At 54.1% G+C, this 16,250-nt stretch carries 16 protein-coding genes and 1 riboswitch; of the genes, 8 read left to right on the forward strand and 8 right to left on the reverse strand.

All coding sequences use genetic code 11. From position 1 onward, the window contains the following. Nucleotides 1–37: 37 nt before the first annotated feature. Genes prmC through hemA form a run of 3 tightly spaced genes read right to left on the reverse strand, consistent with a single transcriptional unit; the run spans nt 38 to nt 3,250 of the window. Nucleotides 38–949, reverse strand: coding sequence for a peptide chain release factor N(5)-glutamine methyltransferase (prmC, locus tag ACFOSD_RS11525; protein ID WP_380696648.1), 912 nt, complete (start codon nt 947–949; stop codon nt 38–40). Then, nucleotides 885–1,967: a peptide chain release factor 1 gene (prfA, locus tag ACFOSD_RS11530; RefSeq protein WP_380696650.1), complete on the reverse strand. Its 1,083-nt coding sequence runs from the start codon at nt 1,965–1,967 to the stop codon at nt 885–887. The genes prmC and prfA overlap by 65 nt, the downstream gene beginning before the upstream one ends. Further along, complete coding sequence (hemA, locus tag ACFOSD_RS11535; protein WP_380696652.1) at nt 1,964–3,250, reverse strand: glutamyl-tRNA reductase; 1,287 nt, start codon at nt 3,248–3,250, stop codon at nt 1,964–1,966. The genes prfA and hemA overlap by 4 nt, the downstream gene beginning before the upstream one ends. A 303-nt stretch (nt 3,251–3,553) precedes the next feature. Here hemA and ACFOSD_RS11540 point away from each other — a divergent pair, with 303 nt between their 5' ends. The 7 genes from ACFOSD_RS11540 to ychF all read left to right on the forward strand — a co-directional run bounded on the left by ACFOSD_RS11540 (nt 3,554) and on the right by ychF (nt 10,154). Beyond that, complete coding sequence (locus tag ACFOSD_RS11540; protein WP_380696654.1) at nt 3,554–5,146, forward strand: tetratricopeptide repeat protein; 1,593 nt, start codon at nt 3,554–3,556, stop codon at nt 5,144–5,146. Next, nucleotides 5,133–5,735: a lipoprotein insertase outer membrane protein LolB gene (gene lolB / locus ACFOSD_RS11545; protein ID WP_380696656.1), complete on the forward strand. Its 603-nt coding sequence runs from the start codon at nt 5,133–5,135 to the stop codon at nt 5,733–5,735. Before ACFOSD_RS11540 ends, lolB begins: the two co-directional genes overlap by 14 nt. Next, on the forward strand, nt 5,728–6,585 hold the full coding sequence (gene ispE / locus ACFOSD_RS11550; RefSeq protein WP_380696658.1) for a 4-(cytidine 5'-diphospho)-2-C-methyl-D-erythritol kinase: 858 nt from the start codon (nt 5,728–5,730) through the stop codon (nt 6,583–6,585). The genes lolB and ispE overlap by 8 nt, the downstream gene beginning before the upstream one ends. A gap of 72 nt (nt 6,586–6,657) precedes the next feature. Then, complete coding sequence (locus ACFOSD_RS11555) at nt 6,658–7,584, forward strand: ribose-phosphate pyrophosphokinase (protein ID WP_449329100.1); 927 nt, start codon at nt 6,658–6,660, stop codon at nt 7,582–7,584. Nucleotides 7,585–7,739: 155 nt separating this feature from the next. Continuing rightward, nucleotides 7,740–8,366 (forward strand): 50S ribosomal protein L25/general stress protein Ctc, encoded by a 627-nt coding sequence (locus tag ACFOSD_RS11560; protein WP_380696662.1) that lies wholly within the window; start codon nt 7,740–7,742, stop codon nt 8,364–8,366. A gap of 74 nt (nt 8,367–8,440) precedes the next feature. Next, on the forward strand, nt 8,441–9,037 hold the full coding sequence (pth, locus tag ACFOSD_RS11565) for an aminoacyl-tRNA hydrolase (protein ID WP_380696664.1): 597 nt from the start codon (nt 8,441–8,443) through the stop codon (nt 9,035–9,037). Nucleotides 9,038–9,059: 22 nt separating this feature from the next. Next, the gene (ychF, locus tag ACFOSD_RS11570; protein WP_380696666.1) at nt 9,060–10,154 is read left to right on the forward strand and encodes a redox-regulated ATPase YchF; all 1,095 of its coding nucleotides are present in this window, start codon (nt 9,060–9,062) and stop codon (nt 10,152–10,154) included. Between the two features lie 163 nt (nt 10,155–10,317). Here ychF and ACFOSD_RS11575 read toward each other — a convergent pair whose 3' ends face one another. Genes ACFOSD_RS11575 through thiB form a run of 3 tightly spaced genes read right to left on the reverse strand, consistent with a single transcriptional unit; the run spans nt 10,318 to nt 13,518 of the window. Next, nucleotides 10,318–10,932, reverse strand: coding sequence for an ATP-binding cassette domain-containing protein (locus tag ACFOSD_RS11575; protein ID WP_380696668.1), 615 nt, complete (start codon nt 10,930–10,932; stop codon nt 10,318–10,320). After that, nucleotides 10,919–12,526 (reverse strand): ABC transporter permease subunit, encoded by a 1,608-nt coding sequence (locus tag ACFOSD_RS11580; RefSeq protein ID WP_380696670.1) that lies wholly within the window; start codon nt 12,524–12,526, stop codon nt 10,919–10,921. The genes ACFOSD_RS11575 and ACFOSD_RS11580 overlap by 14 nt, the downstream gene beginning before the upstream one ends. Next, complete coding sequence (gene thiB, locus ACFOSD_RS11585) at nt 12,523–13,518, reverse strand: thiamine ABC transporter substrate binding subunit (protein ID WP_380696672.1); 996 nt, start codon at nt 13,516–13,518, stop codon at nt 12,523–12,525. Before thiB ends, ACFOSD_RS11580 begins: the two co-directional genes overlap by 4 nt. 59 nt (nt 13,519–13,577) lie before the next feature. After that, a riboswitch (TPP riboswitch) is annotated at nt 13,578–13,688 on the reverse strand. Nucleotides 13,689–13,706: 18 nt separating this feature from the next. On the opposite strand from thiB, the gene ACFOSD_RS11590 reads away from it, so the two are divergent. Continuing rightward, the gene (locus tag ACFOSD_RS11590) at nt 13,707–14,471 is read left to right on the forward strand and encodes a phosphotransferase (protein ID WP_380696674.1); all 765 of its coding nucleotides are present in this window, start codon (nt 13,707–13,709) and stop codon (nt 14,469–14,471) included. On the opposite strand, the gene tilS is transcribed toward ACFOSD_RS11590, so the two are convergent. Beyond that, complete coding sequence (tilS, locus tag ACFOSD_RS11595) at nt 14,468–15,790, reverse strand: tRNA lysidine(34) synthetase TilS (protein ID WP_380696676.1); 1,323 nt, start codon at nt 15,788–15,790, stop codon at nt 14,468–14,470. The genes ACFOSD_RS11590 and tilS overlap by 4 nt on opposite strands. Beyond that, complete coding sequence (locus ACFOSD_RS11600) at nt 15,742–16,233, reverse strand: GNAT family N-acetyltransferase (protein ID WP_380696678.1); 492 nt, start codon at nt 16,231–16,233, stop codon at nt 15,742–15,744. Before ACFOSD_RS11600 ends, tilS begins: the two co-directional genes overlap by 49 nt. Between the last annotated feature and the right edge of the window lie 17 nt (nt 16,234–16,250).

A 16,250-nucleotide genomic window follows, 5' to 3' on the forward strand; every position in this document is an offset into this window, starting at 1 on the left:
TAAGACGCAGCAACCAATAAACTGAAACTATTGATTTTTATAATTTGATAGCAGTAGGCAGATTTCCAAAGGTCACCCGATCCTGCCTTCCCAAGTCCTTTCGCGTTTCCAAGTGTTCGAAACCGGCATCAATCATTAACAATACAACATCGTCACGTTGATCATACCCATGCTCCAAAAACAGCCATCCACCAGCACGCAATACTCGACCAGCATCATTGATGATGGCTCGAATATCGTCCAAACCATCAGCGCCGGACGTCAAGGCAGACGAAGGCTCAAACCGCACGTCACCTTGCTGCAAATGTGGGTCGTCCGTGCGGATATAGGGCGGGTTGCTGACCAACACATCGACGCTGTGATCAACCAAACCAAGGCACCAATCGCCTTGTGCAAAACGCACGTGCGCCAACCCATTATGTTGTGCATTCTGCTGCGCCAAACGCACCGTCTCTGCCAGGCGATCTATGCCCTGTACCCGCCAATGCGGGCGTTCACTGGCTAAAGCCAATGCAATGGCACCGGTACCTGTACCCAAATCCACTATATCCAAGGGTTGCTCCGGCACCGTTTCAAGTACCGCCGACACCAGGGTTTCAGTATCGGCGCGAGGAATTAGGGTACTGGGATGGGTAGCAAGTTCGAGATTCCAGAAGGCGCGTCTGCCGGTAATGTAGGCCACCGGCTCGCCCTTAATTCGTCGCGCTAGCAGCGTTTCGAAATGAGTTTGCTCGGCTTCTGACAATGGTCGTTCAGGCCAGGTAAACAAAAAGGCTCTGGGCTTTTGCAGAACATGACATAGCAATATTTCCGCATCGGCTTGTGCGTCTTCGGACCGCAGTTGCGATATCGCCCAGCGCAAAGCCTCTTGAATTCGCATAACTTTACTGGCCCATTTCCGCCAAAAGCTCCGCTTGGTGTTCGTGGCGTAGAGGGCCGATAACATCATCCAGCTTGCCTTCCATCACCTCATCCAATTTATACAAGGTAAGGTTGATGCGGTGGTCGGTCACCCGCCCTTGCGGATAATTGTAGGTGCGAATACGTTCCGAGCGGTCGCCGCTGCCCACCAGAGATTTACGCTGTGAAGCCTGTTCGGCGTGCGCGGCGTCTTTGGCGGCTTGCTCCAGCTTGGTCGCCAACAGGGCCATGGCCTTGGCTTTGTTCTTGTGCTGTGAACGTTCATCCTGACATTCCACCACAATGCCGGTGGGCAAATGCACAATGCGAATGGCGGAGTCAGTCGTGTTGACGTGCTGACCGCCAGCACCAGAAGAGCGGAACGTATCGATCCGCAAATCGTTTTTGTTGATGTCAATGTCACCACTTTCGTCGGCTTCGGCCATGACCGCAACCGTGCAGGCCGAAGTGTGAATACGCCCCTGCGACTCGGTTTCCGGAACACGCTGCACGCGGTGCGCACCGGATTCAAATTTCAAATGTGCGTACACGCCCTGGCCTACAACCCGCGTAATGATTTCTTTATAACCGCCGTGTTCGCCGTCGCTGGTGCTGATCACCTCGACTTTCCAGCGCTTGGACTCGGCGTATTTGGCGTACATACGAAACAGATCACCGGCAAAAATCGCTGCCTCATCGCCACCGGTACCTGCTCGAACCTCCAAATAGACGTTCTTGTCATCATCCGGATCTTTTGGCATGAGCAGGACTTGCAGTTCGGCTTCCAACGTCGTCAGACGCTCACTGGCCGCTTTCATTTCTTCCTGACCCATCTCACGCATGTCCGGGTCGCTGTCGCTGCACAGCGCTTTGGCTTCGTCAAAATCGGCTTGCGCCCCTTGATACAATTCAAAGGCCTGAACGACCGGCTCCAACTCTGCATATTCACGCGAATATTCACGGAACTGGTCTTGGCGGCTGATCACCCCCGCGTCAGACAGCAAAGCAGACAGCTCCTCAAAGCGTTCAATCAATTGTTCCAGCTTGGTACGTAAGGTGTCTTTCATGATGTTTCCGCGCCGCCCGAGAGGTCTTTGGGCAAAGCGTAGATCTCCTGTATCAACTCAATATGATCCGTACGTCCTTGACGTCCGGCTTCTTTTAAAAAAACACTGGGTGGGTGCAACACTTTGTTGGTAATACTCCGGCTTAATTGCTGCATCACGTCGTCCGGGGCATCGCCGCGGGCTAGGCGTGCAAGTGCCTTCGCCAATTCTACATCAGCCACCGTTGTCACCTGTTCACGCAACGCCTTGATGGTGGCAGAGGCATCGCGTTCGCGCACACTGTCGGCGTACTGCTGAACCGCTTGGGTGATGATGCTGTCCGCCTCTGCGGCGGCGGCCATCCGCGAGCGCACGTTGTCTTCAATCACTTGCTGCAAATCATCCACGGTATAGAGATACACGTCGTCGAGCGCATCGACTTCCGGTTCAATATCACGCGGCACCGCAATGTCCACCATAAACATGGGTTTGTGCTTACGTTGTTTCAGCGCCCGTTCCACCGCACCTTTACCCAGGATCGGCAACTGGCTCGCGGTCGACGAGATGACAATATCGGCGTTAGCTAAATGGTCGGGGATGTCACCCAGCAAAATAGCATGCGCACCAAATTCAGCCGAGACTTGCTGTGCACGCTGTAGCGTTCGATTGGCCACGGTCATTTTTCCAATGCCGCGCTCCTTGAGATGTCGGGCCACCAGTTCAATGGTTTCGCCAGCACCAATCAACAAGGCATGACACCGCCCTAAATCACTGAACACATGGGTGCTCATATCCACTGCAGCATAGGCAACCGATACCGGATTGCGGCCAATGGCGGTATTCGTGCGCACCGATTTGGCGACACCAAAACAATGCTGAAACAGTCGATTAAGCTGCCCGGAAACGGTTGCGGACTCTTGCGCCACCGCATAAGCCGATTTTAACTGGCCAAGAATTTGCGGCTCGCCCAGCACCAGGGAGTCCAAACCGGACGCCACACGTGCCAGATGGTTCACCACGTCTAAATCATGAAATTCGTAGCTGTACGCTGACAAGGCGTTTTCCGGCAATTGGTGATAATCGGCCAACCACTGACGTAACCGCTCACCGGCCGCGGCATCGTCGACTTCGCAGTACAGTTCACTGCGATTACAGGTTGATACAATCACTGCTTCAGAAACACCTTGTCCCGCCGCCAACAAGGACTGATGCGCTGCGGCCAGGTTCTCGGGCGCAAAGGCCACCTTTTCGCGCACATCAACCGGAGCGGTTTTATGATTAATACCTAGGGCAATTAACGGCATATCTTTAGCGAGTCTATACTGCAACCAAAAAAAGCATGGGGTACACTCCATGCGGTGTGGACTTCAAAATGGCTGATCGTAACACGTTGCCGGACCGAGCAGGACGACGTTCGACTGATCTGATTTTTCGAAGGCAACATATTCTACATGAAAAACCACCGTATTGGATGAATCGTATTGCGCTATTACAACGTTCACCTCGTTTTGCTGTTGAGCCTCTCACTGTTGTGGGGATGTGCCAGCACGTCAACGCGCCCGGGCGCTGAATCGCCGCCTGAAGCATCAACGGCAGCGTCCGAGGCAATGACCGGCGAAGTTTTCTTTCGCGTGGTATTGGCCGAATTGGCGGCGCGGAATAATGAGCCCGAGGTGGCATTGGAGCTTTATGATGCCGCGCTCTCGGACTACCCGAACAATCTCGACTTGATTGCACGCGTAGCACCCTTAGCCATTCAACTGGGGCAAATCGAAGCGGCGACTTACTACTATGACCGCTGGACCGAGTTAGAACCCACCAATTTGGAAGCCTGGCATGGCGCTTGGCAACTGAATTTAGGTTTGCAACGCATCGATCCAGCCGTAGAAGCATTGGAATCTCTACTGGCGCAGCAAGCAGACTTCGCTTTATTTGTGCCTTTTGATTTGATCCAAGGCTGGCCGCCGGCGCAGCAACAGGCGTTGCGCCAAGCATTGTTGGCCGCTGACCTGCCAGCCGCACAATCTTCTGACCTGACGCTGATCAATGGATATCTGGCTGAGACGCAAGGTGATCAGCGTGCGGCTGCCCTGTTATGGCGGGCACTCGATGGGCAACTTCGAGCCCCCCAAGCCTATCAAGCCTACGGCGAAACCTTGCTGGATTTAAGTCTTTGGCAGGGCGCCGAGGTTGTTCTGACGTCCGCCATTCAGCAGTTTCCAGACGTGGACCGCTTCTATCTGCTGCGTGCACAAAGCTTCTTGGCACAGCAACAACAGGCGGAAGCCTTTGCCGTACTGCTGCAAGGCTTGGAGCAGCTGCCCGACAATTCACGCCTACTCAGGTTTTCCGGCGAATTGGCCTATGCACAAAATGATCCTCGTGCCGAAGCTTTCTTTACCCAATTACTCGACACCGACCAACACTCCATCGCCCGCTTTTATCTCGGGCGGCTGGCCGAGGATCGGGGCGACATGACGGCCGCTTATGAAGCCTACCTGCAAGTGACCGATCCGGAATGGGCGCCAAGGGCCATACAGCGGCAGTTACAAATATTGGCAGAGCATTCGATTCCCGGCGTGAACATCGACGAACTGTTTGCACAACATCAGCTTTATTTTGCCGATATTCGCTACCAGATAGCGGAATTGCACGGGCGCTTTTGGTTCGATCGCGAAGACTACGAGCGCGCGTTCGCCGCTTTTTCGTTGGGCTTGGAAGATCAACCACAAGACACCACACTATTATATTTGCGCGCCTTATCAGCCGAACCACTTGATCGTCTTGATGTGCTTGAAGCGGATTTGAACGCCATCTTGGCACAAGAACCTGACAACGCCGCTGCGTTGAACGCTTTGGGCTACACCTTGGTCGATCGGACCGATCGCTTTGCGGAGGCAAGACCACTGATCGAGCGGGCCTACGAACTCAATCCTGACAGCGCAGCCATTACCGACAGCCTTGGTTGGCTCTACTTCAAGGAAGGCCAATTCGACGAAGCTGAGACCTATTTGCGGTTAGCACTTGATCTTCAAGGCTGGGATGAGGATGATGACGAAATTGTGGCGCACTACGTTGAAGCCATTTGGCGTGGTGGTGATCGTGCTCGCGCGTTGTCTATCGCGGCCGACTGGCTGGAGCGCCACCAGAATACTCAGCGTCTTGAAGCCATCGTGGACTTAATTCATGAAACGCCTTAACCCACTGTTGATAGTCTTATTTGCATTTACCTTAGTGGCCTGTAGCACACGCCCGCCCGAGCCAGTGGCACAAGAAGAAATGCTTCCGCCCTGGTTGGAGCACCGGGATCGCATGCGTGCCGTGGAGACGTGGACATTACAAGGCAGAGTGGGTGCCCGGCAAGGGTCAGAAGGCGCTAACTTCACCGTTTACTGGCAACAACGCGATGAAGACTACAATATTCGGCTCAGCGGGCCATTAGGCCAAGGCGGCGCGACCATTAATGGTGGCTATGGCTGGGCCGAATTGCGCACCAAAGACGACCATTTTTTTGCTGCCTCACTGGAAGAACTCCTGAGCGAAGCCATTGCCATCGACCTACCTTTGCATCATCTTCAATATTGGCTGCGCGGCATACCGTCGCCCGGTGCTCGCGCGGGCATCAAATTGAATAGCGATGCCTTGTTAGAACGCATGGAACAACACGGCTGGACCATCGAATACACCGAATACGACCCAGAAACCCAACTCCCTCTGCGGTTTAGTATGCGCTTCGAAGATTCACGCGCCCAAATTATTATCTCCACGTGGGATATCAGCGGTGTCTAAAGGCGCGTTTCCGAACCATCGCGTCGTATCACCCGCGAAGTTGAACTTAATGCTCCACATCACCGGTCGTCGCCCGGATGGCTACCACGAACTGCAAACCCTGTTTCAGCTTCTCGCGTACGGCGACGAAATGGATTTCCAACTCACTGCCCAGCCACAGATCGACCTCCATAGCCAAATCAACATCCCCGTGCAGGACAATCTCATCTGGCGTGCGGCACAGATGCTCCTACCCCGACGAAAGAACACCCATGGTGTGCGCATCACGTTGCACAAGCATCTACCCTTGGGTGGTGGCGTCGGCGGTGGCAGCTCCAATGCAGCCACGACCTTATTGATGCTGAATACCTTATGGGCGTGCGAACTCAGCACAGACCAACTGGCTGAACTCGGTCAAGCGCTCGGCGCCGACGTACCGGTCTTTGTTCGCGGGCATTCAGCATGGGCTGAAGGTATCGGGGAAGCGCTTACGCCGGTAACGTTGCCGGAACAGTGGTTTTTGGTGGCCTGTCCGAGTGTTTCTGTTTCCACGGCCGCCATCTTTCAACATCCCGGTTTGACACGAAATAGCCAAATAACGACAATACGCACCGCATTGGCTGGGGGTGGCCGAAACGATTGTGAAACAACCGTACGCGCGTTGTATCCTGAAATACAACGAATGCTGGACCGACTTGCCGCTTGGGGCACTGCACGATTGACCGGCACCGGAGGCTGTGGCTTTGTGTCCTTCGCCGACCAAGACGCAGCCACCGAAGCTGCGGCAGACATGGCCAGCGAGTACCGTGTGTTTGTTGCCCAAGGTGTCAACCGCTCGCCGGTTTTGACCTATTTAGAGACACTCCCGTAAGCCATGCAGCCAACACTACACATACCTAACGATCAGTCGCAATCACTCGAGGACAGCAGCGTGTCAAACATGATGGTTTTCACAGGGACCGCCAACCCTGAACTCGCAGAACAGGTCACCAAGCGCCTTGATATCCCGCTCGGCGCCGCTCGAGTCGACAAATTCAGTGATGGAGAAGTCGCTATTGAGATCGATGAGAACGTACGCGGTGCCGACGTGTTCATCATTCAGCCGACCTGCGCCCCCACCAACAAAAATCTGATGGAATTGGTGTTGTTAATTGATGCTTTGCGTCGCTCCTCAGCGGGCCGCATCACAGCGGTTGTGCCCTACTTTGGTTATGCTCGGCAAGATCGTCGCCCGCGTTCCAGCCGGGTGCCCATCAGCGCTAAAGTCGTCGCCGACATGTTAACCGTCGTGGGTTCGGATCGTGTCCTAACCGTAGACCTGCATGCTGACCAGATTCAAGGCTTCTTCTCCATTCCAGTCGACAACATCTATGGCTCCCCCATTCTGCTTGACGACATTATGAAGCAGAATTATGACAATAAAGTGGTCGTATCACCTGACATTGGCGGCGTGGTTCGTGCTCGTGCCATTGCCAAGCAGTTGAACGCAGATCTGGCCATCATTGACAAGCGCCGCCCGAAAGCGAACCAATCGGAAGTGATGAACATCATTGGCGATGTAACGGACCGGACCTGCATTTTGGTCGACGACATGGTGGATACCGCAGGCACACTGTGCATGGCGGCATCTGCCCTGAAAAAATTCGGCGCCCGTAAAGTAGTGGCTTACGCGACACACCCGGTGTTATCCGGTCCGGCCATTGAACGTGTTGCCAGCGCGGACTTACAACTCGTTGTAACCGACAGCATTCCATTGTCGCTTGAGGCAAAACAATGTGGTAACATCCGCCAGCTTTCTATGGCGGGTATCTTGGCCGAGGCCATTCGCCGCATTAGTAACGAAGAATCCATCAGTGCAATGTTCCGCTAAATCAACGACTTAGCTCAGTTTTAGCGAACATCATTGATACCAGAGCCGACTTGGCTCAACACGCGGCCTATTGATGAAAAGTCGGTAGGCTGCAACAACGGCTGTGTTCATTGGTCGCGATGTGCACAGCTTTTTTATTCTATGGAGTAAACGAAATGTCTCAAGTATATACCTTGGTTGCTGAAGATCGCGCTGATACAGGCAAGGGTGCGAGCCGCCGCCTGCGTCGCGAAGGCAAGATCCCTGCAATCATGTACGGTGGAACCAAAGCACAGAAGCCTGTGAACTTGTCATTCAGCCAGTCGGCCATTGCCAAGGCAACCCAAAACGAAGGTTTCTTTTCTCACGTTTTGACGTTGCAAATCGGTGACAAAGAGCAACAAGTTGTTTTGATGGATATGCAACGTCACCCAGCACGCGGCGATGTGGTACACATGGACTTCGAACGTGTTACCAAGACCACCATCGTGCACAAACGCATTCCTTTGCACTTCTTAAACGAAGACAAGTGCGTTGGCGCTAAAGCCGGTGGCTTGTTGCAGCACAGCATGAATGACGTAGAAATCACCTGTAAAGCGGGTGATCTGCCTGAGTTCATCGAAGTGGATGTGATCGACTTGCCCGTTGGTGGCGTTATCCACCTGTCCGACATCAAGGCACCTAAAGGTGTTACCTTGGTTGAATTGGCCAAAGGCGCAACGCACGACGCACCGGTCGTCAGTGTCTTGGGCGCTAAAGGCGGCAGCACGGCTGATGAAGACACCGAAGAAGCAGACGCTTAAGCGTCCCGCGTGACGAAAAAGGGGCTTCGCGGCCCCTTTTTTTATGCCAGACTTGAAAAAAGTGAAACCAGAACATGAGCCATTCGGATCACATACGTCTCATCGTTGGGCTAGGAAACCCCGGCCCACAGTATGATCGCACCCGACACAATGCCGGTTTTGACTTTGTGGATCGACTCGCCAATCTTTGGCATGGGCAATGGAAAGCGGACAAAAAATATGCCGGTGAATGGTGTCTGGTCAACATAGGCCAGCAACCGGTATGGCTGCTAAAACCGATGACCTTTATGAACCGCAGCGGACAATCCGTAGCCGCTCTGGCGAATTTTTATAAAGTGCCGCCGCATGAGATTCTGGTCGCTCATGATGAACTGGATCTTCCCGCTGGCGTCGCGCGCCTCAAGAAAGGCGGTGGTCATGGTGGGCACAATGGGTTGCGAGACATCATCGCCCAGCTGGGCAACGTCCGTGACTTTCATCGCCTGCGCTTGGGTATTGGACACCCAGGAACCGCCAATGAGGTTGTAAACTACGTGCTGACCAAGGCCGCACCGGCCGATCAAACACGCATAGATGATGCCATTGCAGCCGCCGCCAGCGAAATGGTACGGGTTTGTAACGGCGAATGGGCGCAAGCCATGAATTCCTTGCACAGCAGCAAAGCTGGGTAACAGATTAAACGAGAGGTTTGTTATGGGTTTTAAATGTGGCATCGTCGGCTTACCCAATGTCGGCAAATCAACGCTGTTCAATGCACTGACAAAGGCTGGCATTGACGCGGAAAACTTTCCTTTTTGCACCATTGAACCCAACACGGGTGTGGTGCCGGTGCCGGACCCTCGGCAGGATGCGCTTGCCGCCATCGTAAAACCGGAGCGTGTCGTACCTACTACCATGGAGTTTGTCGACATCGCGGGTTTGGTCGCCGGTGCATCCAAGGGTGAAGGCTTGGGCAATCAGTTTTTGGCGAACATTCGTGAAACCGACGCCATCGCCCATGTCGTACGCTGCTTTGATAACGACAACGTGATTCACGTAGCCAATAAAGTAGACCCCGTTGCCGACATCGAAGTCATCAACACCGAACTGGCATTGGCCGATTTAGACAGCGTCGAAAAACAATTGTTAAAACTGCAAAAGAAAGCCAAAGGGCAAGACAAAGAAGCCATTGTCCAAGTTGAGGTATTGCAGCGCATTCTGCCACATTTGAACGAAGCCAAACCGCTGCGTTCTATGGCATTGAGTGAAGACGAAAAACGCATGTTGGATACCCACTTCCACTTGATGACCCTGAAACCCACCATGTACATCGCCAACGTAGACGAAGACGGTTTCTTCAATAACCCACTACTGGATCAAGTGACGCGTATTGCGGAAGCAGAAGGCGCACAAGTGGTGGCGATTTGTAACAAACTTGAGTCTGAAATTGCGGAACTGGAAGATGAAGAACGTGATGAGTTTCTGGCCGATTTGGGCATGGACGAACCCGGCCTCAACAAAGTGATTCGCGCCGGTTATGAATTACTGGGCTTGCACACCTACTTTACCGCAGGCGTGAAAGAAGTGCGTGCTTGGACCGTCCGCATTGGCGCTACCGCACCACAAGCAGCAGGCGTTATCCATACCGACTTTGAAAAAGGCTTTATCCGTGCGGAAACCATCGCCTATAACGACTTTATTCAATACAAAGGCGAGCAAGGCGCCAAAGAGGCCGGAAAAATGCGCTTAGAAGGCAAGGAATACGTTGTAAAAGACGGCGATGTCATGCACTTCCGGTTTAACGTGTAGCCCTAAAGGCAGATTGAGAAAAAGCTTCTTAAAATGGCAAAACCGAAGAGGCGAAAATCTGGCTAGGCAAAAAAGATCAAGAAGAGTCGACGTTTACTGCACGTAAACGAGCGATTCGAGAGCTTTTTTAACAACGCCAGATTGAGAAAAAGCGGTTTTTAGATCAGGTGGTGACCTCCACCACCTGCTCCGCCCACCTCTCCGCATCGGCCTGTTGATGCGTCACAAACACCAACACCTTTCGCGCCCTGCGAATTTCATCTTGCACCCACGCCCCAGCGCGCTCGCGGCTGCCATCATCCAACGCACTGAACGGCTCATCCAATAAAATAACGGGCTGCTCACGCAACACTGTGCGAATCAAGGCCACACGCTGGCGCTGACCGCCCGACAAGGCGCTGGGCAAGCGCGACCAATAAGACACTACATCAAGCACTTCACAGGCCGCTTGCAGACGCGCCCATTGTGCCGGGCTGGGCTTACCTTGCTGAAACCCCAGCGCTAAATTCTGCGCTACCGTTAAGTGCTCGAACAGGTTGTGGTCTTGAAACAGTGTGGACGTGGGCCGCTGTTCCGGTGGCAAGCCGTGAATAGGCACGCTATCGAGCAATATCTGTCCGGACTGGGCGGGTAAAAATCCCCCTAAACATTCCAGCAGCGATGTCTTTCCTGCCCCACTTTGCCCCATTAACGCCAGTCCGGTGCCACGCGGCACCTGAAAGTTATAACGCCAAACCTGTCCGGCTCTAAGTAGATGCAATTCTTTAACGTCGAGCATAGGAGCGCTCCAAGGACCACAAAGCAAACCACGCCAGTGCCAGTAACAACAGCGCAGCAAAGGCTGCATCGGCCAGACGATACGCGCCGGTTAGGCCATAAATCAGCCACGGCAAAGTCTGCCAGCGGTCATGACCAAAAATACCAAACAACGCAAAATCACCCAGCGCTAAAACGAAGCTTATGGCGAAGGCGCGCTGCACCGCAGGCCATAATTTAGGCAGAATCGTACGCCGCCAATGCGGCCATCCGGTCAAACCCAAATCGGCGGCAACACGGCCATACTGGGCATCGTATTCATGCACGCGCGGTTTGAGGTGGCTATATACAAAAGGCAATGCTACCAGCGCATTCAACCCCACTACCGCCAGCCAGCCCCAGCGCTGCCAGTTCACCCAAGGCATAAAAAAGATATACAGCCCAACGGAAAGCACCATACCTGGGATGACCAAGTGATGCAGGGCTACCCCGTCCACCCACTGTCGTCGTCGCGCACTGGGTTGACGACGCCAAAGGGCCAGACAACTTAACGCCAAGAGCAATGAAAACAGCGCGGCTGAAAGGGCAAACAGCAGGGAATAACCCATGCTAATGAGTAGTGAAAGCCACGGCAACGATGCGATGTTCACTCTACTGACCACCACCAACAGCGCCAATACAGGGGCCGTTAAAAATACAATGGCCAGACCATACACCCATTGGCCCGCCCGGCGTTCAAGCCCACTCAGTCTTGGCCGCCAACCTAGCCCGGTAGCAGGCATGACCCAGCTTAGCTTGCCGAAGCGATTAAAGAGAACAAAAAAACCACCCGCCACAAGCAATTGAATGGCGGCTAGAATCAACGCCTCTTGCGGGTTGAAGTTGTATTTAAGCGCTTGATAAATGGCGACTTCCAAGGTGGTCGCACGGGGCCCCCCGCCCAACGTTAAAACCACCGCAAAACTGTTAAAACATAACAGGAAAATTAACCCGAAGGCGGCCGGTAACACACCGCGTAACGCGGGCCATTCCACCCAACGAAAACGCTGCCAGGATGACAGTTGGAATTGCGCCGCCAATTTCCAAGCGGTCGATGGGATACTTTGCCACTGAAAGGTCAGCACGCGAATGGCAAAGGGCATATTGAGAAACACATGCGCTAAAAGAATGCCCGACAAGCCATACAGGCTCCAGTCACTGCCCAACCAAGGTGTTAATATACCCGAGCGGCCAAACAAAACGACCATGCCCGTAATCAACACCAGACTGGGCATGACAAAACAGAGCAGGCACCAGCGCAGAAATGCCTTGGTGCCGCGTAACTGTTCGTCTAAGGCAACGGCCCTGGCAACAGGCAGGGCAAACAACACTGACAATGCAGCGCTCAAGGCGGCCTGCCACAACGTAAATCGCAGCACCCGCCATAACCACGGATCTTGCAGCGCTGTCCATTGTGCGCCGGCTTGTTGCCCACCCCACAGCGCCAGAACCGCAATGCCGGATACACTCAGTAACGTGCCCATAGCAAGCCAACTGACCCAACCCGCCAACCCACTCCAATAGGTGGTAGAACGAGCCGCGTCTGCGGACTGATAGGGTGGGATTACGTAGGTCATTGACTGACGGCATTACGCCAGGTACGAATCCAGTTTTGCCGTTCTTGAAAAACGGTTTCCGGCGTAAAGCCAATGCGCGCTGGCTCAGGCAAACTGGCAAAGGCGTCTGGCAATTCAGCGTCCGTACGTACCGGCAGCATCCAGTTAGTGACTGGAATGATGGCTTGTGCTTCGGCACTGATCAAAAATGCCAGAAACTCATTCGCCAGTTCGGCATTGTCCGTAAAAGCCGACACTGCACCCACTTCAATTTGTGCCACATGGCCTTCTGCAAAACCAGCGGCTTGGTAGCGGTCTGATCCTTCAGCCACCATGTGATAAGCCGGAGACGTGGTGTAACTCAACACGTAATCCGCTTCGCCTTCCAAGAACATGCCATACGCTTCTGACCAGCCTGAAGTTACCGTGACGGTTTGCGCCGCCAAATCAGCCCATGCGCCTTCTACATTTGCCCCATATACCGCATTCATCCACATCATTAAGCCCTGCCCCACGGTACTGGTGCGCGGGTCCTGGTAAATAATGGCTGCATCACTGGCTAACAATTCGCGCAACGAACCGGCAGGTTCTGGTGTTTTTTCGGTGTCATAGACAAACGCAAAATATCCATAGTCGAACGGTACAAAGGTATCATCCTGCCATTGCAGATCGGGCGCCAAGGGATAGTCTGCCCAGTTCAAGCGGTGTGACTGCACCACGCCCAGCGCGCGCGCTTCGGCCATCAGTGCATCGTCGATGCCCAAGATAACGTCAGCTTGTGTGTTTCGTCCTTCAATACGTGCCCGATTCAACAGACTAACGCCATCATCGGTACTGACAAAGTTTAGGGTGCATGCGCATTGCTCCTCAAACGCAGCCTTAATTTGCGGGCCAGGACCCCATTCGCTGGTAAATGAACTGTAGGTATAAACGGTCAAATCATTCGCGAGTACAGAACCCGCAAGAGAAGCCGACAACAAGGTAACGACGAAAGGTGTACGAGGGTATTTCATGATGACTCCCGGTTCGTTAGACAACAGCGACCGGCGAGGAAGGCATTGGCCTGTTTTGTGTCAGGCTCCATCCCATTCCCTACGCCAGAGTTAACTGGATCAGGTTCAGCGGGTAAACTCTCAGCCAGACACACATGCTACGATGTGTTCCAGCACCCCGATGAGACGCCCGCGAGTATAGCAATGAGATGACCAATCACCAAGTCGAGATAACACTCCCGTCGGCCGCACTGGCCCATACTGGCGATGTTCATCGCCTAACCCGCTTACCTTTAGGTACTGGCTGCCCGCATTGGCGCATAGACAGCGCGCGCGGTGCTTGGGTGTGGCGGCAGAGTCCATCGACGCCGTTACAGAAAGCGCGACTCGCTCAGGAATTGACTATTTTGCGGCATTTACAGACTTTTCCTTTTGCGCCACAACTGGTCTGGCACGATGCCAATCACGGCGTTTTATTTCGCTTCTCAGACGGCAACACCCCGCACCTGGAACAGATTTCTGGTCGTGCACGCCAGCACCTACTGAACCATGTCATGACGTGGTGGAATGTCGACATCGAATTGCCACCCTACAACTATCGCCGACTGACCCAACAATATGCCGATGATGCACGGCTGCATGGGTCTGACCCGCACACCATTGCTACCCTCGTGCAATCAGTGCAACGCGCGCAGCACTGGTCGACAGACGCCTTTCGCCTGACACATCATGATCTCCATATCGGGAACCTGCTGTTGAGGGGTGATGCATGGGTGGTTTTGGATTGGGAATATGCGGGCCTGGCAAATCCGTGGGTCGATGCCGTAATGGTCGATCGCCTCTTGCAGTTGACCAAAACAGAGCGATACGCTCTGCGCGCGGCGCTGCCCGACCTTGGCTGGCAGGATCCGTGGCAGGCCATGCAGCAGTGGGTAAAAGACCTGGAGACGCTTTGGTGGCTGGGTCGTCGTTAGCGGTCTGGTCTGTCCAACGACTGCGCCAGCACCCAGCCGCGACCCACCACACGCAACCCCACCGCAATCAACTCTGTACCCGCGTAAACCAAAGGGATACGATCGCGTTGCCAAGGCGGTATGCCCCATTCCTGCAAGAGTCGTTTAAGGTCGCGACTACCTTGTCGTCCGTACGGGTGAAAGCGCTCACCGCCGCGCCGACAATCGACCGAAAGGTCGGATCGTTGCGCCCATTCCAGCGGCAACACCAAGGCGTCTTCATCCGTTTGCGTATCACTTAAACAGACCCGCCCAAACGCCGGGTGACTGGCTGATTGTGTTAAGGAAAGCGTAATGTGGTGTTCTGGTGGTGCCGGCTGATCTGAAACGATGTACAAAGCCTGCTGATAGCGGCGTACACTGACCGGACCTAGAACCACCTGCGGAGAAGCATCGGGTGCTGCGGGCAATACCGTATGAATCAAAGCGCGTAATTGCTGATACGACGGCGCAAAGTCCGCTAACCAGGTTCGCAACAGTGCCATTTGATCCGCTTCAGGCCATGCCATAACATCATCGATGCGCAAGCCATCGCCTTGCTGACGTGTTTCCACCAGCGGCTGCCAAAACGTTTGCAGTTGATGCGCCGCTTGTGCCTGCAAGGTCCGTGCGCGTTCCAGCGTGGCCCGATATTGCGGCCAGCGCTCTTCAATCACCGGCAATACCCGATGCCGCAAAAAGTTCCGATCCGCTTCGGCTTGCGCATTGGTCGGATCTTCCACCCAGGTTAAACCAAGTTCCGTGGCGGCGGCCTGTAAGGTCGTGCGTGGCTGTGTCAACCAAGGTCGCCAAACCTGGCCTCCCGTTTCTAACGGTCTGAATTCGGACATGCCCGCCAAGCCGTCCGGGCCCGCACCACGCAATAAGCGATAGAGCACGGTTTCAACCTGGTCATCCGCATGATGGGCCATTAACAACACCTGGTCGGTGGCTACATGCTGTGCGAACGCCGCGTAGCGGGCCGATCGTGCCGCACCCTCAACACCTTGTGCCGAACGAGCGGCCATGTCTACGGTCACCTTAACAGCGACAAACGGCACGCGCCACTCATCGGCTTGGCGCTGACAATGCGCTACCCAGTCTGTTGCCACAGGTTGTAATTGATGGTTAACGTGCAGTAACGCGACTTTATCCGGCCAGCGTTTTACAGCCAAAGCCGCCAGCACTGAAGAATCCATACCACCGCTGTAGGCAACCCAAATACGCGGTGCTGCGTCAGCTCTGGCGTGGTTCAGAAGGTCAAGGAGTGATGTTGCGTGAGGTCCCACAGATAACGACATTTGAAGCGGTCTCCACGCCAATACAGTTCGCTGGCAAAGGGCACCTTGACCTCATTGACATAGGTTGCGCCAATGAGCTCGCAGGTACGACGCGACGCTAGGTTATCCGGGTTACAGGTTATCCATACCTCGGTCAGTCCATGCGCCTGCGCAACTTCCTGCAACAACAAACAGGCTCTTACGGCAAAGCGATGACCGCGATAGGGGACATCAATATGGTAGCCCATTTGGCCCCCATAAAGCTGCAAGTAGTCTGTCGGTATTAATCGTAAATCGATTTCACCAATCGGTTGGTTCGCGGCCAAATGCATAATGGTGAACAGGTAGGCGGGCACACGGTCCATGGCCGCCTTACCTTGTAAAAAGCATTTGTGCTCCAGCGCTATAACACCGTCGTTGAGGTGTTTAAACTCATAAAAAGGGGGATGTTGAGCCAATGTCATAGCAACCCCTTGTTTTA

Source organism: Salinispirillum marinum, assembly GCF_042650105.1.
In the GTDB taxonomy this organism is placed as follows: domain Bacteria; phylum Pseudomonadota; class Gammaproteobacteria; order Pseudomonadales; family Natronospirillaceae; genus Salinispirillum; species Salinispirillum marinum.